Origin of the sequence: Pseudothauera lacus, assembly GCF_003034845.1 — a bacterium.
Classification (GTDB): Bacteria; Pseudomonadota; Gammaproteobacteria; order Burkholderiales; family Rhodocyclaceae; genus Pseudothauera; species Pseudothauera lacus.
This window is the reverse complement of the sequence record NZ_PZKC01000014.1, coordinates 19,295-45,569: the sequence shown is the minus strand read 5'-3', so window position 1 is coordinate 45,569 and position 26,275 is coordinate 19,295. Positions and strand designations below refer to the sequence as shown.

Annotated in this window: 21 protein-coding genes and 1 pseudogene; 5 read left to right on the top strand and 17 right to left on the bottom strand. The window is 68.4% G+C overall.

Annotated features, from left to right (window positions below; genetic code table 11):
- Window positions 1-88: 88 nt before the first annotated feature.
- Window positions 89-829 (top strand): N-acetylmuramoyl-L-alanine amidase family protein, encoded by a 741-nt coding sequence (locus tag C8261_RS14950; protein WP_408003225.1) that lies wholly within the window; start codon window positions 89-91, stop codon window positions 827-829.
- A gap of 46 nt (window positions 830-875) precedes the next feature.
- On the opposite strand, the gene C8261_RS14945 is transcribed toward C8261_RS14950, so the two are convergent.
- The 17 genes and pseudogenes from C8261_RS14945 to C8261_RS14870 form a co-directional block, all read right to left on the bottom strand.
- Entirely contained in the window at window positions 876-2,510 is a 1,635-nt protein-coding gene (locus C8261_RS14945) for a methyl-accepting chemotaxis protein (RefSeq protein WP_107494530.1), read from the bottom strand.
- Window positions 2,511-2,738: 228 nt separating this feature from the next.
- Window positions 2,739-3,278 carry a chromate transporter gene (locus tag C8261_RS14940; RefSeq protein WP_107494529.1) on the bottom strand — a complete coding sequence of 180 codons (540 nt, stop codon included), beginning with the start codon at window positions 3,276-3,278 and terminating at the stop codon, window positions 2,739-2,741.
- Window positions 3,275-3,865 carry a chromate transporter gene (locus C8261_RS14935; RefSeq protein ID WP_235864939.1) on the bottom strand — a complete coding sequence of 197 codons (591 nt, stop codon included), beginning with the start codon at window positions 3,863-3,865 and terminating at the stop codon, window positions 3,275-3,277. Before C8261_RS14935 ends, C8261_RS14940 begins: the two co-directional genes overlap by 4 nt.
- Before the next feature lie 664 nt (window positions 3,866-4,529).
- On the bottom strand, window positions 4,530-7,610 hold the full coding sequence (locus C8261_RS14930) for a molybdopterin dinucleotide binding domain-containing protein (RefSeq protein WP_107494528.1): 3,081 nt from the start codon (window positions 7,608-7,610) through the stop codon (window positions 4,530-4,532).
- A gap of 60 nt (window positions 7,611-7,670) precedes the next feature.
- A complete protein-coding gene (nrfD, locus tag C8261_RS14925) occupies window positions 7,671-8,765 on the bottom strand; it encodes an NrfD/PsrC family molybdoenzyme membrane anchor subunit (protein ID WP_107494527.1) in 1,095 nt (364 codons plus the stop codon).
- A 27-nt stretch (window positions 8,766-8,792) separates the two neighbouring features.
- Entirely contained in the window at window positions 8,793-9,542 is a 750-nt protein-coding gene (gene dsrO / locus C8261_RS14920) for a sulfate reduction electron transfer complex DsrMKJOP subunit DsrO (RefSeq protein ID WP_107494526.1), read from the bottom strand.
- A gap of 177 nt (window positions 9,543-9,719) precedes the next feature.
- The gene (locus C8261_RS14915) at window positions 9,720-10,940 is read right to left on the bottom strand and encodes a hypothetical protein (RefSeq protein ID WP_107494525.1); all 1,221 of its coding nucleotides are present in this window, start codon (window positions 10,938-10,940) and stop codon (window positions 9,720-9,722) included.
- 59 nt (window positions 10,941-10,999) lie between these two features.
- Window positions 11,000-11,881 (bottom strand): c-type cytochrome, encoded by an 882-nt coding sequence (locus tag C8261_RS17670; protein WP_235864938.1) that lies wholly within the window; start codon window positions 11,879-11,881, stop codon window positions 11,000-11,002.
- A gap of 387 nt (window positions 11,882-12,268) precedes the next feature.
- A pseudogene (locus tag C8261_RS17865) lies at window positions 12,269-12,427 on the bottom strand (double zinc ribbon domain-containing protein); the annotation flags it as partial.
- 80 nt (window positions 12,428-12,507) lie between these two features.
- Window positions 12,508-13,167, bottom strand: coding sequence for a YiiX/YebB-like N1pC/P60 family cysteine hydrolase (locus C8261_RS14905; protein ID WP_107494523.1), 660 nt, complete (start codon window positions 13,165-13,167; stop codon window positions 12,508-12,510).
- Window positions 13,146-14,351: a zinc-ribbon domain-containing protein gene (locus C8261_RS17355; protein ID WP_107494522.1), complete on the bottom strand. Its 1,206-nt coding sequence runs from the start codon at window positions 14,349-14,351 to the stop codon at window positions 13,146-13,148. Before C8261_RS17355 ends, C8261_RS14905 begins: the two co-directional genes overlap by 22 nt.
- A gap of 152 nt (window positions 14,352-14,503) precedes the next feature.
- On the bottom strand, window positions 14,504-15,865 hold the full coding sequence (guaD, locus tag C8261_RS14895) for a guanine deaminase (RefSeq protein ID WP_181358958.1): 1,362 nt from the start codon (window positions 15,863-15,865) through the stop codon (window positions 14,504-14,506).
- 23 nt (window positions 15,866-15,888) lie between these two features.
- Window positions 15,889-16,977 carry a BMP family ABC transporter substrate-binding protein gene (locus tag C8261_RS14890; RefSeq protein ID WP_107494521.1) on the bottom strand — a complete coding sequence of 363 codons (1,089 nt, stop codon included), beginning with the start codon at window positions 16,975-16,977 and terminating at the stop codon, window positions 15,889-15,891.
- Window positions 16,978-17,029: 52 nt separating this feature from the next.
- Window positions 17,030-17,962, bottom strand: coding sequence for an ABC transporter permease (locus tag C8261_RS14885; protein WP_107494520.1), 933 nt, complete (start codon window positions 17,960-17,962; stop codon window positions 17,030-17,032).
- An 8-nt stretch (window positions 17,963-17,970) separates the two neighbouring features.
- Window positions 17,971-19,035, bottom strand: a complete 1,065-nt coding sequence (locus tag C8261_RS14880) for an ABC transporter permease (protein WP_107494519.1) — start codon at window positions 19,033-19,035, stop codon at window positions 17,971-17,973.
- Entirely contained in the window at window positions 19,022-20,656 is a 1,635-nt protein-coding gene (locus C8261_RS14875) for an ABC transporter ATP-binding protein (RefSeq protein ID WP_107494518.1), read from the bottom strand. Before C8261_RS14875 ends, C8261_RS14880 begins: the two co-directional genes overlap by 14 nt.
- Window positions 20,574-21,131 (bottom strand): NUDIX hydrolase, encoded by a 558-nt coding sequence (locus C8261_RS14870; protein WP_107494517.1) that lies wholly within the window; start codon window positions 21,129-21,131, stop codon window positions 20,574-20,576. Before C8261_RS14870 ends, C8261_RS14875 begins: the two co-directional genes overlap by 83 nt.
- A 166-nt stretch (window positions 21,132-21,297) precedes the next feature.
- Here C8261_RS14870 and C8261_RS14865 point away from each other — a divergent pair, with 166 nt between their 5' ends.
- From C8261_RS14865 to flhC, 4 genes are all read left to right on the top strand, one after another.
- Window positions 21,298-23,280 (top strand): diguanylate cyclase, encoded by a 1,983-nt coding sequence (locus C8261_RS14865; protein WP_107494516.1) that lies wholly within the window; start codon window positions 21,298-21,300, stop codon window positions 23,278-23,280.
- Window positions 23,280-24,998, top strand: coding sequence for a putative bifunctional diguanylate cyclase/phosphodiesterase (locus C8261_RS14860; RefSeq protein WP_219905215.1), 1,719 nt, complete (start codon window positions 23,280-23,282; stop codon window positions 24,996-24,998). The genes C8261_RS14865 and C8261_RS14860 overlap by 1 nt, the downstream gene beginning before the upstream one ends.
- 279 nt (window positions 24,999-25,277) lie before the next feature.
- On the top strand, window positions 25,278-25,595 hold the full coding sequence (gene flhD, locus C8261_RS14855; RefSeq protein ID WP_107494515.1) for a flagellar transcriptional regulator FlhD: 318 nt from the start codon (window positions 25,278-25,280) through the stop codon (window positions 25,593-25,595).
- Between the two features lie 13 nt (window positions 25,596-25,608).
- Window positions 25,609-26,163, top strand: a complete 555-nt coding sequence (gene flhC, locus C8261_RS14850; protein WP_107494514.1) for a flagellar transcriptional regulator FlhC — start codon at window positions 25,609-25,611, stop codon at window positions 26,161-26,163.
- Window positions 26,164-26,275: the final 112 nt, after the last annotated feature.

The window sequence follows — 26,275 nt, the reverse complement described above, 5'->3', positions numbered from 1 at the left end:
CATTTCTCGCGCCGCCCCTCAGCGGCGCCGTGGCCCGCTCGCTACCTGCCGGAGCGGGAAACGCAGGCTGAGGTGGCGGTTGGCGTTGCTGCTCGCCGCTGCCACCCATGTCGCACCGGTGACGGCTGTGCCGCCGGCCGTGGTGGCGGTGGACGTCGGCCACACCGTGGATGCACCGGGGGCCACCAGTGCGCGCGGGCGCAGCGAGCTGTCATTCAACCTCGAGCTTGCCGCCCACCTCGTCGATGCCCTGCAGGCGCGGGGCTTGCATGTCGTGCTGGTGAATGGCGACGGGCGCATCGAGTCGCTGCAGGCGCGTCCGGCGGTGGCCGCTGCAGCGGCCGCCGGATTGTTCATTTCCATCCACCATGATTCGGTCAGTGCGCATGAGCTGCTGCCGTGGCGCTGGGGCGGCAACGAGCAGTTCTACAATGACCGCTGGGCCGGACATTCGCTGTTTGTCTCGCGCCACAATCCCGCTACCGCGCACAGCGTGCTGTGCGCGCGCACCATGGGGGCGGCGCTGCAGCGCGCCGGGTTCACACCCACGCACAAGAACGGCCGCCGGCGCGCTTACGCCGACCATGCCCATGCCGTGCATTACTACGACAACCTTGCCGTGCTGCGCCACGCCACGATGCCGGCGGTGCTCTTCGAGGCCGGAGTGATCCGCCATCGCGCCGAGGAGCTGCTGCTCGCCGACCCTGCCTATCAGGCGCGCATGGCCGATGCACTGGCTACTGGCATCGCCGCCTGCATGAGCGCCGGCCGGGCGGCGGACGACGAGGCCACCGCCGATGCGCGCGGGGAAAGCGTGTTGCCGGAGTAGCTCCGGGGAGCAGCGGGGGGCCGGGATGCGGTGTGCGCGCGTGCGATCAGACCGCGAACTGCCCGACCGACTTGCGCATCCGTCCCAGAGCCAGTTCCAGCGTGCCCACGGCGCCGTGGGTCTGGGCGACCACGGCCATGTTCTGATCGGTCATCGCCGCCACCTGCTCGACGCTCTGCGCCATCACCTGCATGGCGTTCTGCTGCTCGCTGGAGGAGTGGGTGATGTCGTTGACCATCTCCAGGGTGTGGGTCATCTGCGCCTTGATGCGCTGCAGGGCCTGGCGGGCTTCCTCGACCAGACTGACACCGTTTTCGACCTGGCAGGCGCCGGCGCGCATGCCCTCGACGGCCTTGCCGGTATCGCCCTGGATGGCGGCGACCATGCCGGCGATCTCGCCGGTGGCCTGGCTGGTGCGCTCGGCAAGCTTGCGCACCTCGTCGGCAACGACGGCAAAGCCACGGCCTTGTTCGCCGGCGCGTGCGGCCTCGATGGCGGCGTTGAGGGCGAGCAGATTGGTCTGTTCGGCGATTTCGCGGATCACCCCGGTGATGCGGGAGATCTCCGCCGAACGGCTGCCGAGCAGTTCGACCTGCTCGGCGGTGCGTTTGACCGTGCCGGCAAGGTCGAGGATGGTGGCGCTGGCCTGCTCGGAGAGTTGCGCGCCGTGTCCGGAGGCCTCGCTGGCGGCATGTGCGGCCTTGCGGGTGGCCTGCGCGTGCTCGGCCACCTCGCCGATGGAAACGGTGATCTGTTCGATGCCCGCGGCCGCGCTGGCAGTGGCGTCGCTTTGCACGCGCGCGGCGTCATTGGCGTTGCCGACGCCTGCGCCGACCTCGCTGGCGACCTGGGCAACCTGTCGCGCAGTGTCGTCCATGCCCTGCACGGTGGCCTGCACGGCGGCTACGAAGCGGTCGATCTCGCAGGACACCGTGCCCAGCGTGTCATGGCGATGGAGCTGGAAACGCTGGCGCAGGTCGCCGCTGCGCAACAGACTGTCGAGGTGGCGGTGCAGGGCGGTGCTGTCGGCGCGCAGGCGCGGCAGGTAGGCCAGCAGGTAGAACAGCGACCACAGTGTCGCCAATGTGGCAATGGCGACAAGGGCGTCACCGAGCAGCCCGACGCCGGTGAAGTGACTGCCGAGGGCGAGCAGGGCGAGCAGCAGCAGGAGCACGCCGGTGCCCGGCAGTTGCACCGCCGAGGACGCAATGCGGGCGGCCAGGGGCACTCGGGCGGGAACCACGCGGCCGTGCTCGATGCGGATCGAACGCTCGCCGTTGCGCAGGCGCCGGTAGGCGGCTTCGGCCGCCGCGACCTCCTCACGGGTGGGGCGGGAACGCACCGACTGGTAGCCGACGATGCGTCCGTCCTCGCGCACCGGCGAGGCGTTGGCCACCACCCAGTAGTAGCCGCCATCGCTGCGGCGGTTCTTCACCAGCCCGCGCCACGGCCTGCCGGCCTTGAGGTCGCGCCACATGTCGGCAAAGGCCTCGGCGGGCATGTCGGGGTGGCGCACCATGTTGTGGGGCTGGCCGATCATCTGCTCGCGGCGGTAGGCGCTGATGTGCGCAAAGGCCTCGTTGGCTTCGACGATGATCCCTTTCAGGTCGGTGCGCGAGTAGATGAATTCTCCTTCGGGCAGGAGGGTTTCGATCGTCGTCGTGGGCTGGTTGGTGCGCATCGCTTACCTCGCGGGCTGAGTCGGCATTCGTTTGAATGTCCTGGACAAAAGTAATGTTATAGCAAAGCTACGCCTTTTGTTGTGTTTTACAAATTGTTTTGTAGTGGACAAATATTGGTAGTCCGAATTCTTCAGGCAGGGCATGGCCCGCGCCGCTGCGCGGCCGGCAGGGAGGCGGCAAAGCGGCGTTCCGGCGTGAAGAAGCAGCGCGGGGGTAAGAAATGCGGACTAGACCGCGCCGAATGCTCCGGCAACTCCGCCTAAAGCAATAAGCACGATCGGTGCCAGGCGGGTGCGGAGCATTGCCACCACGGTCAGGGCGATGAGGGCGAGGGCGCCCGTGCGGTGTGCGGGATCGTTCACGAAGGGCAGGGCGAGGATCCAGCCGGTGGCCAGCAGCAGGCCGATGGTCACCGGCGCGAGGCCGGCACTGAAGGCGCGCAGCGCCGGATGGTCGCGGCGCCGGTTGCGCCAGCGGCTGACGCCGAGGGTGAGCAGCGTGGACGGCAGCATGATGCCGATCACCGCTACCAGGGCACCGCTCAGGCCGGCCATCTGGTAGCCGAGCACCGGCACGAAGATCACATTGGGACCGGGGGCGGCCTGCGCCAGGGCGATGGACGAGGTGAACTCGGCATCGTTGAGCCAGCCGCGCTCGCCGACGAAGTAGCGGTGCATCTCCGGCGCGGTGGACATTGCCCCGCCGATCGACAGCAGCGAGAGGGCGAGAAAGCGCAGAAAGAGGTCGACCAGTTCGGCAGCGCTCATCGTTGCCGCTCCGCGCGCCGCAGTTGCCAGTGCGCCAGTGCCCAGCCGAGCCCGCCGAGTCCGCCCAGGATCCACAGCAGGGGCAGGCGCAGCACGGCCATCGCCACCACTGTCGCGACCACCAGTGCGGCGCAGGCGACCATGCCTGCGGGGTTGCTGCGCAGGCTGGCGGCCAGGCGCACGGCCATTGCCACCATCAGCCCGGCGGCTACTGCGCCCATGCCGCGCAAGGCCCCGGCGACCATCTCGTGTTCGGCGAAGCGCCCGTAGCTCGCTGCCAGCACCAGCACGATGAGGAGCGGCGCGGCCATCATGCCGGCCAGTGCAGTGAGCGCGCCGCGCCAGCCGAAGAAGCGGTCGCCGAGCATCAGTGCCATGTTCACGACGTTGGGCCCGGGCAGCAGCTGCGAAAAGGAATAGGTGTCGAGGAACTCCTCGCGGCTCAGCCAGCCCTTGCGTTCCACCAGCTCGCGCTGGGCGACCGCAAGTACGCCGCCGAAGCCCTGCAGGGCGAGCACGGTGAAGGTGAGGAAAAGCTCGCCGAGCGAGTGCGGGCGGTGGTGTGCGGCGGCGGGTGATGAGGGCATGGGTGCTGCAGGTGTGCTGTGGGCCAGCGCACAGCATCGCATGCAGGCGCTGCGCCGGTCCACCAGCCCGCATTTCTCACACCATCCCTGCTGCGGGTGCCGATGCACTCGCCGTGGCACGCCGTACTCCCTCACGCCGCCTCGACGTAGTGTCAGCTACGCCTTCGGCGTCGATCGATCCGTGCGGCGCACCACGGCGGCGCCTCGACCCCCTCGCGACGTGAGGGCGTGAGAAATGCGGGCTAGTGTAGTGGTGCGTTCTTGTTGGAACTTATCTGAAGCGTAGCAATTCACGTTGCAGCGGCCTCCTCCTCGCGTGCCGCGGAGCGAATTAGCAGGTTCCTTCCCCTTCAAGGGGGCGAAGCTGGGGTTTCGCGAAGCATGCTTCGCGCCGGCTGAGCGGGCCGGCTGTGCAAAGCCGGCCCTGGACAGGACAGGATGGGGATGGGTTTCTTGCAGGCGCTTCGGAGTCTACCCATCCCCACCCCAACCCGGGAGTCTCCGCTACGCTACGCCGCTACGCAGGCGGCGAGCGGTGCTCGCCGAAACCCCTGCTCCGCCCCCTTGAAGGGGAGGGAGCTTCGTTGTGCAAACTTAAGTTCCCGCAAGGATGAAACACTACACTAGGCGGTGGGCCAGCGCACAGCAGCGCCGGGTGCATGGCTCAGATGCGTTGCAGGCGCGCGGGCAGGCCGTTGCGTACCGCGGCGCCGGAGATTGCATCGACCCACAACGCCGTGCTGGGGCGGGTGGGGTCAACGAGGCCAAGGTCGTTGAGGTTGATGCCCGCGCCGAGCTGCGGGCGCTGCGGCTGCGTTTGCGTGCCGATCAGGTGCGCGCGTGCGCCCAGCTCGCGGTGCCCGAAGCCGTGCTCGACAGCGACTACGCCACGCATCACGCCGTGGTGTATCAGCACCGTGCATTCGGCGCTGCCGCCGGGGGTGGCGAGGCGGGCGCGGTCACCGTTGCGCAGTCCGAGTGCAAGAGCGTCATCGGGATGGACGACGACCGGGTTGTGAGGATGCAGGGCGGTGATCGGGGTGGCGATGCTGTAGGAGTTCTGCAGCGCGGACTTGTAGCTCATCGCCAGCAGCGGCCACTCCGAGCGTGGATGCAGCGCGCGCATCGGCGTGCCGTTGGCGAAGGCCGGTGGCTGCCAGGTGGCACAGCCGGAGTAGCGCCGTCCGTTGAGGGCGTTGCGCGAGCCACCGAGATGTTCGTTCCACAGCCACAAGGTGTTGCGGAAACGGTTGCTCTGCCATTCCGGCTTGTCCGCGTCCTGAGCCTGGGTGGCGGGCTGGTAGCGTCCGCCACGGGTGTACAGGAAGGCCACGCGGCGCCATTCGTCGTCCTTCAGGGTGTCTTCGAGGAGCTCACGGATGCGTGACACGCCGGCCAGCTCGATGTCGTCGTCGCTGGCCTCGGCAACGGGCTCGCCGGCGAAAGCCGCATTTGCGCCGGCGCGCAGGTACCAGTGCTCGGGGCGCTCCAGCGGCAGGCGGCGGCCGTCGGTGTCGGCCAGGCCCTCGGGGCCGAAGCCGGGCAGATTCATCGCCCTGGCAAGGGCGAAGATGAAGGTCTCCATGCAGATCGGCTGGCCGTCGGCGGTTTTCGCCTGGCGTGGTTCGATCACCGGCCAGCGTGCGGTCAGACTGCGCGTCGGCACGCCGTTCCAGGCCCCGACCCAGCCCCAGCCCTCGTACATCATCGAGTCGGGAACGATGTAGTCGGCGTAGGCATTGCTCTCGTTGATCAGTCCGTCGATGGAGATGATCAGCGGCAGCTTCCGCGGGTCGGCGATGTCTCTGGCGAAACGCTCGCGCAGCCCGGGAATGCCGTACATCGGATTGGCCATCCACAGGATCAGTGCCTTCAGCGAATAGGGGTAGCCGCTGAAGGTGCTGGCGAAGAACTCGGTGCCCAGCCCGGGCGCGGCGGGAAACCACTGGTCGGCGGCGGGGTAGGGGTGGCCGGCCTCGCGCTTGCGGGCGAACTCGGCACTGCGCTCGTAGGGCATGTTGCGCCCCAGCGGGGTGCCGCGCGGCTGCACGCGGCCGGGGAAGTTCACCAGGTCGTAGCGCGCCCCGGCGGCGACACTGGGGAAGCCACCGCCATTCATCACGAAGCCGCCCTTCCAGTTGAGATTGCCGATCAGGGTGTTGAGGGTGACCACCGCGAAGGCATTGTAGAAGCCGGCGCCCGACATCATGCCGCCGTGGGCGATGGCGCAGGCCTTGCGCCCGTGGCGGGTGAATTCGTCGGCCAGGCCACTGATGACATCGGCGGCGATGCCGCATTCGGCGGCGTACTCGGCCAGGGTCTGACGCATTGCCGAGGCGCGCAGCAGTGTGTAGGCGGTGCGCACACGGACGGCCTTGCCGGCGCTGTCCACGGTGGTGTCAATGTCCAGCGCTGCGGGCCCGGTGGCTTCATTCACCGCCAGCGGGCGGCCATCCGCGCCCATGACCAGGTAGGGATCGGCATCGCCGTAGCGCTCGGCGCCGCGCAGATCGAAGCCGATGTCCGAACCGCGCAGGCAGCGCCCGTCGCGGGGATGGTCGGGCTGGTCGATGACCAGCCAGCTGGCGTTGCAGAACGACGGCTCGCCTGCCGCCTCGGCAACCGCCAGGCTGGGATTGGCCAGATAGGCGGTATTGACGCGATCGTTCTCGAACATCCAGCGCATCATGCCCATCAGCAGGGCGCCGTCGGTGCCCGGCACGATGGGGACCCAGCGCCCCTGCTCGGGCGCCGCACGGTTGTCGGCGTTGGTCAGCAAGGGATCGACGACGACGTACTCGAGGCGGCCATCGGCGCGCCCTTCGGCAAGCAGCTGGCCGGTGCGCTTGAAGGGGTTGCCGGCATTGCCCGGCGCGGTGCCGATGAAGATGACGAATTCGGCATGGGCGAGGTCGGGCTTGCCGTGCGGCATGGCGCGGTGGTCGCCGAACAGCGCGGCGGAGCCGGAGCGGTAGGAGCCGCCGCAGTAGGCGCCGTGGCCGACGTAGTTCTGGGTTCCGTAGGACTGCTGCCAGAAGCGCCGGCCGAGCAGGTCGCGGCCGTCATTGACGCTGACGATGTGGCCGACCTGGTTGACCCGCGGGCCATAGGCGGGATTGTCGGGGTCGATGGGGGTTTCAAGATCGCGCAGGGCGCGCAGGCCATCGACATGGCCTTCGCCGAAGAGATCGCCGCCTTCAACGACCTCGGTGATCAGCTGCTCGAAGGAGATCGGCTCCCAACGCCCGCTGTTGCGCGCTCCGACGCGCTTGAGCGGGGTGAGGACGCGGAACGGCGAATCGATCTGTGCCAGTGCGGCATTACCGCGTCCGCAGGTGGTGGCGCGGCGGTCGAGCCCCTGATCCTGGTAGCGCGACAGGGCGACGAAGCTCTCGCGCACGCTGGCCTTCATCGGCAGGTGGGGTTCGGCCGACAGCGGGCTGTAGGGGTTGCCGCCGACGCGGATGACCTTGTCGGTGGTCTTGTCGATGCGCACCCGCACGCCGCACAGCGTTGTGCAACCCAGGCAGGCGGTGTAGCTGACCTGCTGGGTGGGGTTGGGGTGCAGCTCGCCGCTGTGCGGATCGACGCGGAACTCCGGTGCCAAGGCGCGGCCGTAATGGGCGTCGCCCTGCTCGGCGGGGCCGGTGAAGCTGTCCACCATGCGGCCGAAGGTCTGTGAAAAACCGGCGGCAAAGGCGCTCAGGCCGCCGGCGGCGATGAGGTCTCGGCGTGTCACTTTCATTGCTGTTCTCCTGGTGCGCCGCTGTGCCTGCACATGCGGCGGACGATGACGGTGCGGGGGTCAGTGGCTGCTGCGCGTGCGGGTGGCGAGGCGGTCGAGGGGCAGGACGGTGGTCAGCAGGATGAAGACGAAGACCCACAGGCCGGCGGTACCGACGATGCCCATCAGGCCCTCGGGGCCCAGCGGCAGCTGGTAGCTGTAGTAGCCGGCGCCGGTCTTGGGTACTTCCTGGCCGCCGATGAAGATGCTCCAGCGCATCATCCACGCCGAATGCAGGGCCAGCAGGCCGATCAGCACGCCGCTGGCGGGGCGCTTCCAGGCCAGCAGCAGGGTCGCCACGGTGGCGCCGGCGGCCCACAGTGCGGCGAGCTGCCAGTTCGCCGACGGTGCCACCTCGGCAAGCGCCTCGGCATGGACGGCGGAAAGCCCGCCGAGACCTAGGAGCAGCCAGAGCGCGCCGACCGCCAGCGCCGCGCACTGGGTGGCGACCAGGGTGCGTGCCAGGCGCGCGGTGGCGGAGGCGTCGGCATCGCCTGCGAGGCGCTTCAGCAACAGGGTCAGACCGACAGCCCCGGCGAGTGCGGTGATCGCCAGCTGGACCGGCAGCAGCGGGGTGTGCCAGAGCGGGCGGGCGCGCACCACCATCAGCTCGGCGCCGGTATATAGCGCTACCAGAGCGGCGCCGGCGAAGGCCAGTGCGGCGGCGCCGATGAGCGCGCGGCGGCTTTCCAGTCCGCCACAGGCAAGCAGCGCCGCCAGCCGTGCCAGACGTCCGCCGCTGCGGCCGTGTTCGGCAAGCAGGGGGCGGAAGGCCAGCCATGCATAGACCAGCAGCCCTCCGAGATAGACGGGAATGAAGAAGGCGCCCCAGGACATCCACGAGCTGGGAGTGAAGTAGGCGTAGAAGTGCCAGAAGCGCCCCGGTTGATGCAGGTCGGCAAGCAGCGCCACCGGGGCGGTGAGTCCGCACACCAGTGCCGCGAGCAGCGCCAGCCGGGAGATCGCCTCCCAGCCCGGGCGCTGCAGCAGCACGCCGGGCAAGGAGAGCAGGAAGGCGCCGCAGGACAGGCCGATGAGGAAGAAGTACGACACCGCCCAGGGCAGCCAGGCGATCTCGCGGGTGACATTGATGGTTTCGACGATGGCGGTGCTCATGGTCGCTACTCCTGCTGGATGATTCGTTCAGGGATGCGCGGCGCGCGGCTTCCACAGCGTGGCCTGGCCGTCGACCTTGCCTGCGAAGCGCTCGTCGAGGCCGATGTAGAAGACCTGCGGATCAGTGTTCTGGGCCGGCTTCAGCACCTTCACCTGGCCGGCGGCGGCGTCGAGGCGGCGGCGCAGTTCGCTGTCCGGGTCATTGAGGTCGCCGAACACGCGCGCACCGCCGACGCAGGTTTCCACGCAGGCGGGCAACAGGCCGGCATCCACGCGGTGGGCGCAGAAGGTGCACTTGTCGGCCTTGTTGGTGTCGTGGTTGATGAAGCGTGCGTCATACGGACAGGCCTGTACGCAGTAGGCACAGCCCACGCAGCGCTCGCTGTTGACCAGCACTACGCCGTCGGCGCGCTTGAAGGTGGCACCGACCGGGCACACCGGCACGCATGGCGGGTTGTCGCAGTGGTTGCACAGGCGCGGCAGAACGTAGGTGCCGGCGGGCTGGCGTTCGCCCTCGAGGGCGACGCTGTAGGTCGACACCACGGTACGGAAACTGCCCTCGGGAACGGCGTTCTCCTGCATGCACGACACCGTGCATGCCTGACAGCCGATGCAGCGGCGCACATCGACGAGCATTGCCCAGTGATGGCCGGCACTGGCGGCAAGGGCCGGGGCAGGGGCGGCGATGGCCGCGGTGAGCACCGGGATGCCGCGCAGGAAGGCCCGGCGCGAAGGCGAGGGCGCGGCGCTGGAATGGGTAAGATCGGGGTGCTTCATGACAGTGCTCCGTCGGTTTTGGGGAGGCACTGCCAGCGTAGCGATGGAATAACCACGCCGTAATTGGGGTGATGAAGGGGCTGGCTAGATGGTTTTACCTATTGACCGGCAGCCGCAGGTCAAAAAAAACGGCGGCCCCTGGGGGCCGCCGTTGTCCATGCGGAGCGTGCTCGGCGCTCAGCCAGGCTGCTTGAGGCGATGGCCGCAGTTACCGCAGAACATGTCGTCGGCGTGTACCGGGCTCTGGCAGGCCGGGCAGGCATTGGCGGCGGCAGCGGCCGGCGGTGCCGTTTCGGTGGCCGGGGCGTCGGCGGCATCAACGGCGGCTGCGGCGCGCGCGGCATCCTCCTCGGCCTTGCGTGCGGCACGCTCGGAGGCGGCCACGCGCATTGCCTCGGTGCGGCGCTGGGCCTCTTCCTTGGCTTCGCGGGCGCGGCGCTCGGCTTCTTCCTTGAGACGGCTGGCCTGCTCGCGGGTCTTGCGCATGCGCTCCTCGAGCGCTGCTTCGGCGGCGGCAAAATCCATGTCGGCGGTGAGGTGCAGATACACGTAGCAGCTGCCGAGGATCATCACCACGAACACCGCCGCGGCAACCAGCGCATAAACCAGCCCGGTGCCGAAGGCGCCGGCCACCGCCAGGCCCTGGAAGCCGCCGCGGCCCATGCCTCCCATCATCATGCTCTCCAGACCACCGAAGCCGCCGAGGATGGGGGCGCTGAGGCCGCCGACGAAGAACACGCCGGCAGTCACCGCGGTAAACAGGATGCCGCTCACCAGTGCCACCAGGATGGACAGCATCAGTGCGGCGATGATGGCCTGGGCAGGCTTCTGGGTGATGATGGCGTAGAGGCGGGCGATGGCTTCACGCAGCGTGCTGCCGCTCCACAGGGTGGGGCCGGCAAGCAGGAAGAACAGGTAGTAGGCGGCGAAGAAGAAGGCCGAGACGATTGCCAGGATCGGGAACAGCACCGCATACAGTACTGGGCCGAGACCGGGGATCTTGCACAGGTAGAGCAGGATGGCGACGACGATGGCGAACAGTACGGTGACCAGGAAGGCGGCCAGGGCGAGGACGATGTAGCGCAGGGTGCAGAAGAAGCCATCGACGATGGCAGCGCCCATACCGCGCGGTTCCATCTCGGTGGCCTGATCCATCAGCAGCACACCGGCGGCGGAGAAACCGGTGAGGAGGATGAAGAAGGCGATCAGGCCGGCAACGAAGGCGACGAAACCGCTGCCGCTGGCCGCTCCTGCCCCGCCGGCGCCGATCAGTACCACGAAGAGCAGCGCGGTGCCGGCGAGCACCAGCAGGGCGCGCCAGTTGCGCCAGGCATCGCCGGCGCGGAGGAGGAGGTCGAGCAGCCCGGAGGTCTGCTGGCTGGATACGCTTTGTGTCATGTGTCGTTCCCCTTGTTTATTGTTTGATGCGGCGGTGAGTCCGGTTGCGGGATTCAGGCTCAGTTGTTGCGCTGGTTGCTGGTCGCGCATTCCGGCACAGTGTCCCAGCGGTTGTTGCAGTATTGCCAGCGTGCCTTTTCGCGGCAGGGAATCTGCGCGAAGAAGCTGAGCTTGCTGCAGGCATCGAGCTCGCGGCGCAGTGCAGCCAGCCAGTCCTCTCCGCCGTTCGCCTGTGGCCGGCTCTCCGCCGGTTTGCTGGCGGAGGCCGCTTCGCGCTCGGCGGCCGCACGGCGGGCGCGTTCGGCCTCCGCTGCGCTGGCGGCGCGTTCGACCTGCTGGACAACCTGGGCAACCAGGCGGCGGGCTTCTTCCTCACTCAGGTCGACGCCGGCGCCGGCCGGCGAGCCGCCGTGACCGTCGAGCACGCTGCGCACCATGGCGGCGCGCGAACGCACCAGCAGTCCGTCCCATTCACCGGGCTGGCTGACGCGCGGCGATTTGCCCTCGCCACGGTCATGGCAGCTGGCGCAGGCGGTGCGCCACAGCTCGCGGGAGGGGCGGGGCTGCAGCGGCTGGGCGGCGGCAGACTTGGTGCTGGCGTCGTCGGCACTTTCGCTGTCGGCGCTCTCACTGCTTGCGTGTGCAGGATCCTCCTCGGCAACAGGGGCGGCGTCCGCGGCAGCGGCAGGTGCTGCAGTCTCAGCAGCCGCCAGTGCCGCATCCTGTCCGCTCGTGCTGGCAGGGGCGGTAGCCACAGGCGGCGGGACGTCGGCCTGCATCGAGCGATAGGCCCAGAAGGCAGCGCCGGCAGCGAGCAGCACGACGCCGATGAGGATGCCGATGAAGATGCCCGGCGAGCGGCCGCCGCCAGCGGGCGGCGGCGCCTTGTCGTCGGCGTCGGAGGTCAGGGTGGGTTGCGGGTTCGCTGCGGGCGCCGGCACAGGTACAGGATCCGGTGCGGCTGCGGTTTGCTGAACGGTTGCCGGCTCCGGCTCTCGAAGAGGTTCGGGCTCCGGGGCAGGCTCGGGTTCCGGGGCAGGTTCGGGGACGGCTTCGGGCTCCGGCTCAGGAATGGGCTGCGGCTCAGGAATGGGTTCGGGCTCGGGTGCGGGCTCCGGCGCGGGCTCCGCGGAGGGCTGTTCCTGCACAGGCGGCTGTGTCGCGGTGGCAGGGGCAGTCGTCGGGAGTGCCTGCTCGAGCGCCGGCGCTTCCGGGGAGGGGGGCAGTGGCATGTCCCAGTCCGCTTCCGCATCCGCTGTCGTCGCGGCTGCCGGTTGGGCGGGTGACGCCGGTGCGGGCGCGGCGTCAAGGTGGTGGCCGCAGGCCGGGCAGAAACGCGCCCCTGGCTTGCAGTCGGCGCCGCAGGCCGGACAGGCTGTCGCCGCCGGTGCAGGCTGCGGCGCCGCGGCGCCTTGCAGGCTGCTCCCGCAGCCCCCGCAGAATGCTGCGCCGTCACGGTTTTCACGGCCGCACTGAGTGCATTTCATGGTCTTTATGACTCCATCCGCTGGTTTGCTGCCGTGCTGCGGCAGAGAGGTTGCAGGATTGTATCCAATCGGCGTTCTGCCTACTGCTCCGCGGCGACGTCGGTGTGACCATCGACACGTTCGAGCAACTCGGGACTGAGCACGGTATCGAGGGTCAGCACGGCAACGCGGCCGAAGGGGGTGGCCAGTTCGCGTGCGCTGAGCCCGTCGAGGAGTGCCGCCTGGCGCGCGGCCAGCCACAGCAGTTCGGTGCAGTAGAGGGCGCTGTCATCGTCGAGGGCATAGAGGTGGTCGAAGGGGCGGCCGAGCATGCTGTGCGCCGCGGCGGCCATCGTCCGGCGTTGCGCTGCGGTGCTGTCACGGACGCGGAAGACGCCGGCGGCATTGACGTCGGGGCGCTGCAGGAAGGCTTCCAGGCTAACCAGGGTGACGCCGGCGGCTTCATGGTCGTCTCCGGGGCTGGCGTGGATGACCTGCCAGCCGTCAGGCCCGGCGATCAACATGCCGACATGGGAGTAGGGCGGGAAGCTGCTCATCCAGCGTGCCGCCGCTCCTGCGGCCGAGGTGGTGCGGCGAAACACCCAGTCGCCTTCCTCGGCGTTGTCGAGGCGCACGTTGCGTGCGTCGAAACCCGGAGCGGCGGGCAGAGCAGACACCCCCAGGGCGGCGAGGGTGGCCAGCGTCGCGATCAGCGCCGCCAGCCACCAGCGCCGTGCCTTCAGTCGAGCGACAGCTTCCAATCGCCGTCTACCTTGGCTACTTCGACGCGTTCCTGCATGGTGCTGCCGTCATTGAAGCCGATCTCCACTTCCACGGCGTCGGCGGCACCGTTGCTGCCGGCCTGGTAGCGGGTGGAGATGCGCGCGATGCCACCCTTGGCCTTGAATTCGACGCTCTTCGCTTCAAGCAGCACCTTCAGCTTGGCAGGTTCGAGCTGGGGGTCGGGAATCACCGCCGTGGCGGCCTGTTCGGCGCGACCGCCGTTGATGTCGCGGTAGAAGCTCTCGACCATCTTTTCGGCACCGCCGCCACCGCCGAACAGCTTGCCCAGCCAGTCGCCAAAGCCGCCGCTGCTGCTGGCCTGTGCCTGCTTGGCCGGGGTGACGGCCTTCTTGTCGCCGCTTTCACTGCCGCGCTGGGCCTGTGCGTACTGATTGCGGCTGACCACTTCCCAGTCGCCGTCCTTGGCTCGCCGCCAGGCCATGTCCACGGTGCGCGGATTCATCACCTCGTCGAACTCGCCGGCCAGCGTGGCATGCTGGCTCCACGGCGCGCGCGCGTCCCAGCTCAGCGTTGCCGAACCCGCCACCCACTGGCTGTCGGCGGCCTTGAAGACGCTCTGCGGATCGAAGCTGACCGCGCTGACTTCGAGACGCTCGGCCGCGCACAGACGGCCGCCGCGGATGTAGCGTGCGGCCTGTTCGCCATGTTCGTAGCGCAGTTGCTGGCGCGCCCAGTAGCCGCTGCCGCTGGTGATGGTTTCGGGAGCCTGGTAAATGCCGGCCTCGACGAGGGCGTCGAGCCATTCGCGGGTGCTGTGGCTGTCCGGGCTGACGAACACCGGACTCTTGCCGTAGTCGAAGTTGCGCAGGCAGGCCGAACTCTCCTGGTTGGCACGCTGGTCGTCCAGCCAGGTCTTGCTGGCCGTCAGCAGGGCGCCTTCGCTGGGTTTGCCGTCGGCGAGGAGGAACCAGCCCAGTGCGCCGGCCGCCACCAGGGCGACGACGGCAATGCCGGCGAGCGCGGCCTTCGGCAGGCCGGTCCCTTTTGCCGCGGGCCGGCCTGCCGGTGCGACGGGGTTGGCGCTCGCAGCCGGCGTGGCCGGCGGGGGCGCTGCGGGTTTGCGCAGCGGCGTGCCGCAGGACTCGCAGAAATTGGCGTCGTCTTCGTTGCGTTGGCCACACTGGTGGCAGAAACAGGCCATGGCGGAGCGTCCTCAGTGGTCGGGATGGCGGGGGGCGGTCAAGGCGGAAAGGCCGAAAGGCCCTGGCGGCGCGATTCTATGCCTGCGGCAAGGTGGATGGAATAGGCCGATTTCCGACATGGTGACATGGTTTTCGGTGCCTCGGGCGAGGGTCATGCGCCTCGCTCCACAGGTCGCCTGAAGGCGGTTTCGCCGAGGATGCGGGTCTCGGCGATGCAGCGCTCGTCGCCGAGCATCATCAGGGCGAACAGGCGTTCGGCCAGCGTCTGCGCAGCGGCACTGCGGCGGGCGAGGAGGGCGGTGGCGGCGGGGTCGATGATGATCAGGTCGGCTTCGCGCCCCGGGGCGAAGCTGCCGATGTGTTCGTCGAGGTAGAGACTGCGCGCGCCGCCCAGGGTGGCGAGGTAGAAGGCGCGCGCAGCACTCAGTTTCTGCCCCTGGAGCTGCAGTACCTTGTAGGCCTCGTTGAGGGTGGTGAGCATGGAGAAGCTGGTGCCGGCACCGACGTCGGTGCCGAGGCCGACACGGACGCCGAGGGCGTGGGCGCGCTCGAGGTCGAAAAGCCCGGAGCCGAGGAAGAGGTTGGAGGTCGGGCAGAAGCTCATCGCCGCGCCAGTTGCCGCCATGCGTGCGCGGTCGCTGTCGTCGAGCCAGATGCAGTGGGCGTAGATGCTGCGCGGGCCGAGCTGGCCGTAGTGGTCGTAGACGTCCAGATAACTGCGGGCCTGCGGGTAGAGTTCGGCCACCCAGGCGACTTCGGCGCGGTTTTCGGCGACGTGGGATTGCAGATAGACCCCGGGGTGCTCGGCGTACAGGCGTCCGGCGAGCGCCATCTGCGCGCTGCTGGAGGTTGGTGCGAAGCGCGGCGTGACGGCGTAGGCAAGGCGGTCGCGGCCGTGCCAGCGGGCGATCAGCGCGCGCGAGTCGGTCTCTGCGCTGTGGGCGTCGTCGCGCAGGAAATCGGGGCAGTTGCGGTCCATCAGCACCTTGCCTGCGATCATGCGCATGCGCCGCGCCTGGGCGGCGGCGAAGAGGGCATCGACGGACTGCGCGTGCACGGTGGCGAAGCTCATTGCCGTGGTGGTGCCGTTGCGCAGCAGCTGATCGCAGAAGAAGGCCGCGACCTCGGCGGCGTGTGCCGGATCGGCGAAGCGGCGTTCGGCGGGGAAGGTGTATTTCTCCAGCCAGGCGAGCAGTTGCTCGCCGTCGCTGGCGATGATGTCGGTCTGCGCGTAATGGACGTGGGTGTCCACGAAGCCCGGCATGATCAGGTGGCCGCGCTGATCGTCGACGGTGCAGTCCGCCGGCAGCTGGCCGAGCAGTTGCTCTGCGGGGCCGCAGTCGGCCACGCGGCCGTCGCGGATGATCAGCAGCCCGTCGGCAAAGTGCGCCAGCGCGGCGGCTCCGCAGTCGGCGGGGTCGGCGAGGAAATGGACGATTTCGCCGCGCAGGGCGCGTACGGCTGGGGTGCCCAGGGTGTACTCCGGTATCTTTGTGCCGCCGCTGCGCGCCATTGCGGCAGCGGCGGCGCAGGCGCTCAGCGGGTGTTGGGCAGGCGCGAGGCGACACCCTGGACGAAGAAGTCCATCTTGCCGAGGGCGACGTCATCCATCACCGCGCCTGCGGAGAGGCGCTCCTTGCCGGCCTGGTCGACGATGGGGCCGGTGAAGGGATGGAAGGTGCCGGCGGTGAGTTTTTCCTCCAGCGCCTTGACCTCGGCCTGCACAGCGGCGGGAATGGCCGGGTTGAGCGGCGCCAGGCGCACCATGCCGTCCTTGAAACCGCCCCAGATGTTCTCCGCCTTCCAGGTGCCGGCGAGCACGGCATTCACGGTGCGGGTATAGAACTCGCCCCAGTGGTGGGTGGTGGCGGTGAGGTGGGCCTTGGGGCCGTACTTCGACATGTCGGAGTGGTAGCCGAAGGCGTACACGCCGCGTTCCTCGGCGGCCTGGACGACGGCGGTGGAATCGGTGTGCTGGGTGACGACGTCGGCGCCCTGGCTGATCAGCGTCATTGCCGCTTCGCGCTCCTTGCCGGGGTCGTACCAGCTGTTCACCCAGATCACCCGCACCTCGATGTCCGGATTGACGCTCTTCGCCCCCAGGGTGAAGGCGTTGATGCCCTGCAGTACCTCGGGGATGGGGAAGGCGCCGACGTAGCCGAGGATCTTCGACTTGGTCATGCGGCCGGCGATCACTCCGTTGAGGTAGCGTCCCTCGTAGAAGCGCGCATTGTAGTTGCCGAAGTTGCGCCCGGACTTGTAGCCGGTGGCATGCAGGAAGGTGACGTTGGGGAACTGGCGGGCGACGCGCTCGACGTAGTTCATGTAGCCGAAGCTGGTGGCGAAGACGATCTTGTGGCCGCTGGCGGCGAACTCGCGGATCACCCGTTCGGCGTCAGCCCCTTCGGCGACGTTCTCGACGAAGCGGGTCTGGACCTTGCTGCCGAGGCTGGCTTCGAGCTCCTTGCGGGCGAGGTCGTGCTGGTAGGTCCAGCCGGCGTCGCCGATCGGGCTGACGTAGACGAAGCCGATGCGGGTGGCTTCCTGGGCGAGCAGGCTGCCGGGGAGGGCGGCGGCCAGCGCGGCGGCACTGGCGGACAGCATGAACTGGCGACGATCGGTCATGAGGGTTCTCCGTGGTTGAGGGATGGCTTGTGGCCGGAAAGCGGTGGCGTCGTCATTGCTCGGGGCGGAAGGGCTTGCCCAGCGAGGCGGGCGAATTGAGACGGATGGCGTTGGGATTGCGCGAGATCAGCACCAGCACGACGATGGTGGCCCAGTACGGCAGCGAAGAGAGGAACTGTGCCGGGAAGTCGATCTGCAGGCCGGAGCCCTGGATGAACAGCTGGGTGATCATCACGCCGCCGAACAGATAGGCACCGACCATCACCCGCAGCGGCCGCCAGGTGGCGAAGACCACCAGCGCGAGGGCGATCCAGCCGCGTCCGGCGACCATGCCCTCCATCCACATCGGGGTGTAGAACACCGACAGGAAGGCGCCGCCGATGCCGGCCATGGCGCCGCCGAAGAGTACCGCGAGATAGCGGATGAGGATCACCGGGTAGCCGATGGCGTGGGCCGAGGCGGGCGCTTCGCCGACCGCGCGCAGGACCAGCCCGGCGCGGCTGCGGGCGAGGAACCACAGCACCGCCCAGAACAGCGCCCAGGAGAAATAGACCAGGGCCTGCTGGTTGTAGAGGGCCTCGCCGATGAGCGGGATGTCGGCGATGAAGGGGATGCGGATCGGCGGCACCGCGGGCAGGGCGACCGATTCGAAGGGTTTGCCGACGAAGGCCGAGAGGCCGACGCCGAAGATCGCCACCGCCAGTCCGGCGGCCACCTGGTTGGCCTGCAGGCTGAGGCACAGCACGCCGTGGATGAGCGCCGTGCCCATCCCCGCGGTGAGCCCGGCGAGCACGCCCAGCCACGGGTTGCCGGTGCTGTGGGTGACCGCAAAGGCGGCCACTGCGCCCATCGCCATCATGCCCTCGGCGCCGAGGTTGAGCACCCCGGCACGCTCGCTCACCAGCAGGCCGAGAGCGACGATGATCAGCGGGGTGCCGGCGACCACGGTGGCGAAGAGGATGGAGGAGAACAGCGCGGCGTCCATCGCTCCTCCTATGCCCGCGCCCGGCCGATGCGCAGCCGGTAGTGGATGAAGACGTCCGAGCCGAGCAGGAAGAACAGCAGCAGGCCCTGGAAGACCATGGAGATCGAGCTCGGCAGGTTCATGTACTGCTGCGCCTGCTCGCCGCCGATATAGAGCAGGGCCATCAGCAGGCTGGCGAGGAGAATGCCGAAGGCGTGCAGGCGGCCGACGAAGGCGACGATGATGGCGGCAAAGCCGTAGCCGAAGTTGAGCTTGTCGGTGAGCTGCCCCATCGGCCCGGCAACTTCCGCCATTCCCGCCACGCCGGCGGCCGCGCCGCCGCTGAGCAGGCCGATCCAGATCACCCGGCGGGCGGAGAAGCCGGCGTAGCGCGCGGCCTCCGCGGCCTCACCGGCGACGCGCATCTTGAAGCCGGTGTAGCTGCGGTTCATGAACACGTAGCCGAGCGCCAGTGCGCCGAGCGCGAAGACGAAGCCCAGATGCAGGCGCGTGCCGTCGAGCAGCGTGGGCAGCAGCGCGGCGTCGTGGAACATCGCCGTCTGCGGAAAGCCGAAGCCCATCGGATCCCGCCAGGGGCCGAACACCAGCCAGGATACGAAGAGCTGGGCGACATACACCAGCATCAGCGAGACGAGGATCTCGTTGGCACTGAAGCGGGTGCGCAGAAAGGCCGGTATGGCCGCCCACAGCGCCCCGGCAAGGGCGCCCGCGAGCAGCATTGCGGGCAGGATCAGGGCGCTGTCCGATTCGGCGAAATACAGTGCCACGCCGCTGGCACCGACGGCGCCGAGCATGAACTGGCCTTCGGCGCCGATGTTCCACACATTGGCGCGAAAGCCCACCGCCAGGCCGATGGCGCAGAGCATCAGCGGGGTGGCCTTGAGGAGCAGCTCGGAGACGCCGTAGAGATCCTTCACCGGACTGATCAGGAAGTAGTGCAGGCCTTCGAGGGGGTCCTTGTCGAGGAGCCAGAAGATCGCCAGTCCGGCGAGCAGGGTGAGGGTGGCGGCGAGCAGCGGCGAGCACCACTGCATCAAGCGCGAGGCCTCGGTACGGGGTTCAAGCCGCAGCACGATCGTCCTCCCCGCCGCTGCCTTCCGCCCCCGGCCACATCCCGCTCATCCACACGCCGATGTCCTCGATGCTGGTCTCGCCGATCGGGCGCACGGGCGACAGGCGGCCCTTGGCGAGCACGGCGATGCGGTCGCAGATCTCGAACAGCTCGTCGAGCTCCTCGGAGATCACCAGCACCGCGCAGCCGCGGTTGCGCAGATCGATGATGGCCTGGCGGATGAAGGCCGCTGCGCCCACGTCCACGCCCCAGGTGGGCTGGGCGCAGACCAGCAGCCTGGGGGTCTGGAGGATCTCGCGGCCGATGATGAATTTCTGCAGGTTGCCGCCGGAGAGCGAGCGCGCCACCGCCTGCGGGCCGCCACACCTGACGTTGAAGCGCTCGATGCACTCGCTGGCGAAGCGCCGCGCGCGGGTGTAGGCGAGAAAACCGCCGCGCACCAGTGCGGCGTTGCGCGCGGCGGTGAGCACGGCGTTGTCGGCCAGCGACATCGACGGCACGGCGCCGCGCCCGAGGCGCTCCTCGGGGACGAAGCAGAGCCCGAGGCGCCGGCGGCGGGCGGCGTTGAGGCGGCCGGCCTCGACGCCGCAGATCTGCACGGGGAACTTCTCGGCAATGGTCTCCTCGCCGGAGATGGCCTGCAGCAGTTCCTGCTGGCCGTTGCCGGAGACCCCGGCAATGCCGACGATCTCGCCGGCATGGACGTCGAGGTGGATGTCGCGCAGGTCGGTGCCGAAGGGGTCGGCGCTGGCGTGCGACAGTCCGGCCAGGCGCAGGCGCAGTTCGCCCCTGCCGTCGGCGGGGCTGTGCTCGCACACCGGCAGTTCGCCGCCGATCATCAGGCGCGCCATTGACTGCGGGGTTTCCTCGGCTGGGCGGCAGTGCCCGCTGACGCGCCCGCCGCGCAGCACGGTGGCGGTATGGCAGAGCGCCTGGATCTCGTCGAGCTTGTGGCTGATGTAGAGGATGGAGCAACCTTCCGCGGCGAGCTGGCGCAGGGTGTCGAAGAGCTTGCGCACCGCCGGCGGGGTGAGCACCGAGGTCGGTTCGTCCATGATCAGCAGCTTCGGATCCTGCAGCAGGCAGCGGATGATCTCGACGCGCTGGCGTTCGCCCACCGACAGGGCGTGGACGTGGCGGCGCGGATCGACCGGCAGGCCGTAGCGTGCAGAGACTGCCTCGATGCGGCTTGCAAGCTCGTCGAGCGCGGGCTTGTCGGGCAGTGCGAGGGCGACGTTCTCGGTCACCGTGAGGGTCTCGAAGAGCGAGAAGTGCTGGAACACCATGCCTATGCCGAGGGCGCGGGCCTGCGCCGGACTGGCGATGTCCACGCGCCGGCCCTCCCAGTGGATCTCGCCGGCGCTCGGGCGGCTGACGCCGTAGATCATCTTCATCAGCGTCGACTTGCCGGCGCCGTTCTCGCCGAGCACGGCGTGGATCTCGCCGGCGCTGACGCTGAGGTCGATGTCGTCGTTGGCGACCACGCCCGGATAGACCTTGCGGATGCCCTGCAGGCGCAGGCGTACTGCGGCACTGGCTTCAGTCAACGTGGCTCTCCGCGCCGCCGGGGGGGTGGATGCTGCCGGTGTGCAAGGCCCAGTCGCCGCGCCGGCGGTCGGCATAGTAGTGGCGCAGGGTGAGGTCGATGGAGCGGAAGGCGATATCCGCCCAGGGGATCTCGTCCTCGTCGAACAGCGCCACCTCGAGCGATTCCTCGCCGGGGGCAAAGTCGAGATCGAGCAGGCGGGCGCGGTAGACGATATGGATCTGGCTGATGTGGGGGATGTCGAAGAGCGTATATAGCTCGCCCACCGCAATGCGTGCGCAGGCTTCCTCAAGTGTCTCGCGGGCGGCCGCCTCGGCGGTGGTTTCGCGGTTTTCCATGAAGCCGGCGGGCAGCGTCCAACGTCCCAGACGCGGTTCGATGGCGCGCCGGCAGAGCAGGATGCGCCCTTCCCATTCGGCCAGTGCACCGACCACCACCTTGGGGTTCTGGTAGTGGATGCTGCCGCAGGCCGGGCAGACGTGGCGGGGCAGGGTGTCACCGGGCGGAACGCGCAGTTCGACCGGAGCGCCACAACTGGAGCAGAAGTTCATTGCATTCGCTGGGGGCGTCGGAACGGCGAATTCTAGCCCGCATTTGCCCCCCTGTGGCGCTGCTGCGGCACGCTCGCGAGGGTGACAGTTGACACCGCGGCGGGGTAAAGTCCGCGATCGTGCGGCACACACCTGTGCCGCGATGGCGATGGGTGCCTGCAGCACGATGATCCACAGACTGGACAGCACGCGATTCGAGCAGCTCAAGGCCTCGGGCGATCTGCCCTCGCCGCGCGGTGTGGCGCTTGCCATCATGCGTCTGACCCAGCAGGACGACGTCTCGATGGCCGAGCTGACCCGCGTCATCCGCAGCGATCCGGCTTTCGTCGGGCGCCTGGTGAAGGCCGCCAACGGCATCGTGGCGATGACCCGCCGCCCGGTGGTGTCGGTCCAGGAAGCGCTGATGGTGCTCGGCCTGCCGGCGGTGCGCACCATGGCCCTGGGCTTCTCGCTGCTCTCCGACCATCGCAAGGGCAGTTGCCACGGTTTCGACTACCAGGCCTTCTGGGCCGGGTCGCTGGCGATTGCGCTGGCCATGCAGGTGCTCGCCCAGCGCAAGCGCGCCGGCGCCCCCGACGAGCTGTTCAGCGTCGGTCTGCTCGCCCGTGTCGGTGAACTGGCGCTGGCCACCCTCTACCCCGGCGACTATGCCCAGGTGCTCAGCGAGCAGCGCCGCTATCCCGAGCTGCGTCTCAGCGATCTCGAACACCGCGCCTTTGCGATGACCCACCTTGACCTCGGCGCGGCGATGCTGCTCGACTGGGGCTTGCCGGGGCTGCTGGTCGATGCCGTGCGGCTGCACGAGACTCCCGAGCGCAGCGGCAGCCTGCCTGGTTCGCGTGACTACGTGCTGGTGCATTTGCTGGCCTTGGCGACGCAGATTGCCGAGCTGTGCATGGCTGCTGCGGCCGACCACGCGCAGTTGTTCGCCGCCTTGTGTGCGGGCGCGAAGCGCCTCGATCTGGTGCCCGGCGAACTCGTCAATGTCTGCGAGCAGGTCGCCCGCCAGTGGGTGGAATGGTGCGACAGCCTGCAGTTGCGCCACGCCGCGCCGCCGGACTTCGCTGCCCTGCTGGGCAGTGGCGAGGCCGCTGCGGCACCGCCGGTGGCTGTGCCGCAACCGTGCAGCGATGCCGAGCCGGTGCACAAATCTGCTGCAGCGCCGGCCGCGGCGGAGGAGCTGCGCATCCTCGTGGTCGAGGACGATGCCGCCCTGCGCGCGCAGCTCATCGGCCTTCTAGCGGAGGCCGGCCAGCGTGTCTGCGAGGCCGCCGATGGCCGTGCCGGACTGGAGCGCGCCCTTGAGATGCAGCCGCATATCATGCTGGTGGACTGGGCCATGCCACAGATGGACGGCATGGAGCTGATCCGCGCGCTGCGCGCAACCCGCGTCGGTCGCGGCATCTACATCCTGCTGCTCACCGAGCACGAGGAGGACGAGCGCCTCATCGAGGCCTTCGAGGCCGGGGTGGACGACTTTCTCGGCAAGCCGCTCAAGCCGCGCCTGCTTTCCGCCCGGCTGCGTGCCGGCCTGCGCGTGGTGCGCCTGCAGCAGGAGCTCGAACGCGACCGCGAGGAGATCCGCCATTTCGCCGCCGAACTGGCGGTGAGCAACCGCCGCCTCCAGGAGGTCGCCCTCACCGATGCGCTGACCGGTTTTCCCAACCGCCGCTACGCCATCGACCGCATGCAGCAGGAATGGCAGGCGGCCACCCGCAGCGGGCGGCCGTTATCGTGCATGGTGATCGATCTCGACGATTTCAAGCAGATCAACGACAGGCACGGTCACGACGCCGGCGACGAGGTGCTGCGGGCGATCGCCGACGCCCTGCGCAGTGCGCTGCGCGGCCAGGACGTGATCTGCCGCACCGGCGGCGACGAGTTCCTGGTGATCTGCCCGGAAACCGAGCTCAATGCCGCACTGGTGTGCGGCGAGCGCCTGCGCGCCGCGGTCGATGCCCTGCACAGGGTCGTTGCGGGCGAACACCTGCGCCTGAGCATCAGCGTCGGGGTGGCGATGCGCGAGGCGGAAATGGTCGATCTCGATGCGCTCATCAAGCGTGCCGACCAGGGCGCCTACCGCGCCAAGCAGCAAGGGCGTAACCGCGTCATCACGGTTCAGCACGCCGCTGGCGGAGCCCGCAGCTGATGCGCGCGACAGCCTGCGATGACGAACAGGACATGGTGCCGGTGCGTGCGCTGATCGTCGACGATTCCGAGGACGACGCCTACCTGCTGCGTGCCGAGCTCGCCCGCCGCGGCCTGCCGATGTACTGCCGCCGCGTCGACAGCGCGCTCGACATGGCTGCGGCGCTGGCCTCCGACGACTGGGACATCGTCCTTTCCGATCACGACATGCCCGGTTTCGATGCCCTCGCCGCGCTCGAAGTGCTCAAGCGCAGCGGGCGCGACGTGCCCTTCATCATTCACTCCGGGCGCATCTCCGACCGTCAGGCGGTATCGGCGATGTACGACGGCGTGGACGACTTCATCGCCAAAGGCGACTACGAACGCCTGGTGCCGGTGATCGGCCGCGAGCTGCGCGGCGCGCTGGCACGCCGTGCCGTCCGTCAGGCCGACAGCCGCATCGAGCAACTGGCCTTTTTCGACGGCCTCTCCGCGCTGCCCAACCACCAGTCCTTCTGCGCGCGGGTGGAGGCGGCCATTGCCCATGCCCGGGAGCGCGGGCGCACGCCGGCGGGGGTGGTGATGGTGGTCGATCTCGACCGCTTCCTGCGCATCAACGCTAGCTTCGGGTATGACACCGGCAATGCCCTGTTGCGTCAGGTCGGTGAGCGCCTGCGCGCCGGGCTGGCTGTGGAGGTGATGCTCGCCCGCCTCGGTGGCGACAAGTTTGGCGTCTTCCTGCCGGCGGTGGTCGAGCGTGGCGAGGCCGAACTGGTGGCGCGCTGGATCGTCCATAGTTTCGAACGCCCCTTCCTCAAGCAGCACATCGAGCTCTTCCTCACTGCGAGCGTCGGCATTGCCATGCTGCCGGGCGACGGGCGAGCGGTGCACGAACTGCTGATGAACGCCGAAACCGCCACTGGCCAGGTCAAGCGCAGCGGTGGCAACGGCCTGCGGTTCTTCGAGCGCACCATGAATGCGGCCTCGGCCGAGCGCCTCGCCCTTGAGGCCGATCTGCGCCACGCGGTGGAACGTAGCGAGTTGTTCCTCGAGTACCAGCCCGTGGTTGCTGCTGCCGGTGCTGACATCCGCGGTGTCGAGGCGCTGGTGCGCTGGCGCCACCCGCATCTTGGGCGTCTGTCGCCGGATCGCTTCATCCCGCTCGCCGACGAAAGCGGCCTGATCGGCGAAGTCGGCGCCTGGGTGCTCGGCGAGGCCGCACGCCAGGGGCGTCTGTGGGCGGATCAGGGGCTGGACCTGCGGGTGTCGGTGAATGTCTCGGCGGTGCAGTTCTCCCAGCCGCGGCTGCTGGAGACGGTCAGCCGCGCCCTTCACGACAGCGGACTGGCGCCTGCCCAGTTGGTGCTGGAGATCACCGAGAGCTCGCTGATGAACGACGTCGAGTCCGCCGTCGGCATGCTCCGTGCGTTGAAGAACATGGGTGTGAGGGTGGCGGTGGACGACTTCGGTACCGGTTATTCCTCGCTGTCCTACCTGAAGCGGCTGCCCATCGACATCATCAAGATCGACAAGTCCTTCGTTCGCGACCTCGGCGGCGACAGCCGCGATGTGGCCATCGTGCGCGCCATCATTGCGCTGGCCGGCAGTCTGGGCATGAGCACCGTCGCCGAAGGTGTGGAGAGTGCGGCACAGGCCGATGTGCTGCGTGCGGCGGGCTGCGATTTCTTCCAGGGTTTCCATTTCAGCCGCCCGTGTGCCGCGGAGGCGCTCGTTCTGTAGGTTTTTTGCAACAGTTTTCTCCGGCGCGCCGGCGCAGGGCGCGCGTCGACATGTCGTTGACGGCAGGTTTGGACTAGTCTGGCAAAAAAAGAACTAAAGAAATGCAGGCGGAGGGTCGTTGACAGGTTGTCCCGCCTCTCGCTCGTAAGCGAATCTCTTACATTCAATGTGGTCTTTTTGCTACTGTATGTTGCAGTGAATGCCGACGTGCGGTTTACTGGCAATTCTTCATAATTCACTTTAACTTCGAGTAGCTTGTCCCTGAATGGGAGCAGAAATATGGAACGCCCCGATTTTCAGGCGGAAATTCGCGAACTGAACCTGGCCTACCTCATGCTGGCTCAGCAGATGCTGCGCAGCGATCGTGAGACGGCCATGTACCGCCTGGGAATGGGTGACGAGGTGGCAGACCTGATTGCCGGTCTGTCCGCCGCCAAGTTGGTGCGCATGGCCAGCAGCCAGCTGCTGCTGCCGCGCTTCCGGTTCGACGACGGCCTGCTGGCCGGGCTGATGGCCGGCGAGGGTCGCGACGAGGCGACCTCCGGACTTCACGCGGCGATCATCGCCGCATCCAGGCCGATCGAAGAATCGGCGTGAGGGGAGTGGAACAATGAAGAACAAGAGCATCATCCAGGAAGCCGAGGACATCCAGCGCGCCGTCGAAATGGTGCGTCTGGGCGCGCGCATGCAGATGCTGGAGGCGGAAACCCGCCTCAGCCGTGAGCGCCTGCTGAAGATCTACAAGGAGGTGCGCGGCGTTTCCCCCCCCAAGGGGATGCTGCCGTTTTCCACCGACTGGTTCATGACCTGGCAGCCCAACGTGCATTCCTCGCTGTTCATGGGCTTCTACCGCTTCTTCAGCGAGCGTGCCGGCCTCGCCGGGCTGGACTCCATCCTCAAGGCCTATCACCTCTACCTCGATCACATCGAGTCCGATGCCGTCGAGCCCGTGCTCAGCCTGACCCGTGCATGGACGCTGGTGCGCTTCTTCGATGCCGACCTGCTGCAGACGACTCCGTGCACCTGCTGCGGCGGTCATTACGTCACCCACGCCTACGACCCGGGGCAGAACTTCGTCTGCGGTCTGTGCAACATGCCTTCGCGCGCCGGCAAGACCAAGCGTGCCGCTGCCGCCAAGCGCGGACGCAAGGCCGTCGCGGCCTGAACTGCCGCCTCCCGGACAGCAAGGCCGCCTGCCAGCAGGCGGCCTTTTTCTTTTCTGCGGGCGGTCAAGTTTCCCTTTGCAGCGACGTTAGAATCACAGTATTTTCTCCAGC

Bases quoted from the DNA above. Each gene is read 5' to 3' on its own strand.
- C8261_RS14945 (WP_107494530.1), bottom strand. From the start codon at position 2,510: ATGCGCACCAACCAGCCCACGACGACGATCGAAACCCTCCTGCCCGAA.
- C8261_RS14940 (WP_107494529.1), bottom strand. From the start codon at position 3,278: ATGAGCGCTGCCGAACTGGTCGACCTCTTTCTGCGCTTTCTCGCCCTC.
- C8261_RS14935 (WP_235864939.1), bottom strand. From the start codon at position 3,865: ATGCCCTCATCACCCGCCGCCGCACACCACCGCCCGCACTCGCTCGGC.
- C8261_RS14930 (WP_107494528.1), bottom strand. From the start codon at position 7,610: ATGAAAGTGACACGCCGAGACCTCATCGCCGCCGGCGGCCTGAGCGCC.
- nrfD (WP_107494527.1), bottom strand. From the start codon at position 8,765: ATGAGCACCGCCATCGTCGAAACCATCAATGTCACCCGCGAGATCGCC.
- dsrO (WP_107494526.1), bottom strand. From the start codon at position 9,542: ATGAAGCACCCCGATCTTACCCATTCCAGCGCCGCGCCCTCGCCTTCG.
- C8261_RS14915 (WP_107494525.1), bottom strand. From the start codon at position 10,940: ATGACACAAAGCGTATCCAGCCAGCAGACCTCCGGGCTGCTCGACCTC.
- C8261_RS17355 (WP_107494522.1), bottom strand. From the start codon at position 14,351: ATGGCCTGTTTCTGCCACCAGTGTGGCCAACGCAACGAAGACGACGCC.
- guaD (WP_181358958.1), bottom strand. From the start codon at position 15,865: ATGGCGCGCAGCGGCGGCACAAAGATACCGGAGTACACCCTGGGCACC.
- C8261_RS14890 (WP_107494521.1), bottom strand. From the start codon at position 16,977: ATGACCGATCGTCGCCAGTTCATGCTGTCCGCCAGTGCCGCCGCGCTG.
- C8261_RS14885 (WP_107494520.1), bottom strand. From the start codon at position 17,962: ATGGACGCCGCGCTGTTCTCCTCCATCCTCTTCGCCACCGTGGTCGCC.
- C8261_RS14875 (WP_107494518.1), bottom strand. From the start codon at position 20,656: ATGCCGACCGCCGGCGCGGCGACTGGGCCTTGCACACCGGCAGCATCC.
- C8261_RS14870 (WP_107494517.1), bottom strand. From the start codon at position 21,131: ATGAACTTCTGCTCCAGTTGTGGCGCTCCGGTCGAACTGCGCGTTCCG.
- C8261_RS14865 (WP_107494516.1), top strand. From the start codon at position 21,298: ATGATCCACAGACTGGACAGCACGCGATTCGAGCAGCTCAAGGCCTCG.
- C8261_RS14860 (WP_219905215.1), top strand. From the start codon at position 23,280: ATGCGCGCGACAGCCTGCGATGACGAACAGGACATGGTGCCGGTGCGT.
- flhD (WP_107494515.1), top strand. From the start codon at position 25,278: ATGGAACGCCCCGATTTTCAGGCGGAAATTCGCGAACTGAACCTGGCC.
- flhC (WP_107494514.1), top strand. From the start codon at position 25,609: ATGAAGAACAAGAGCATCATCCAGGAAGCCGAGGACATCCAGCGCGCC.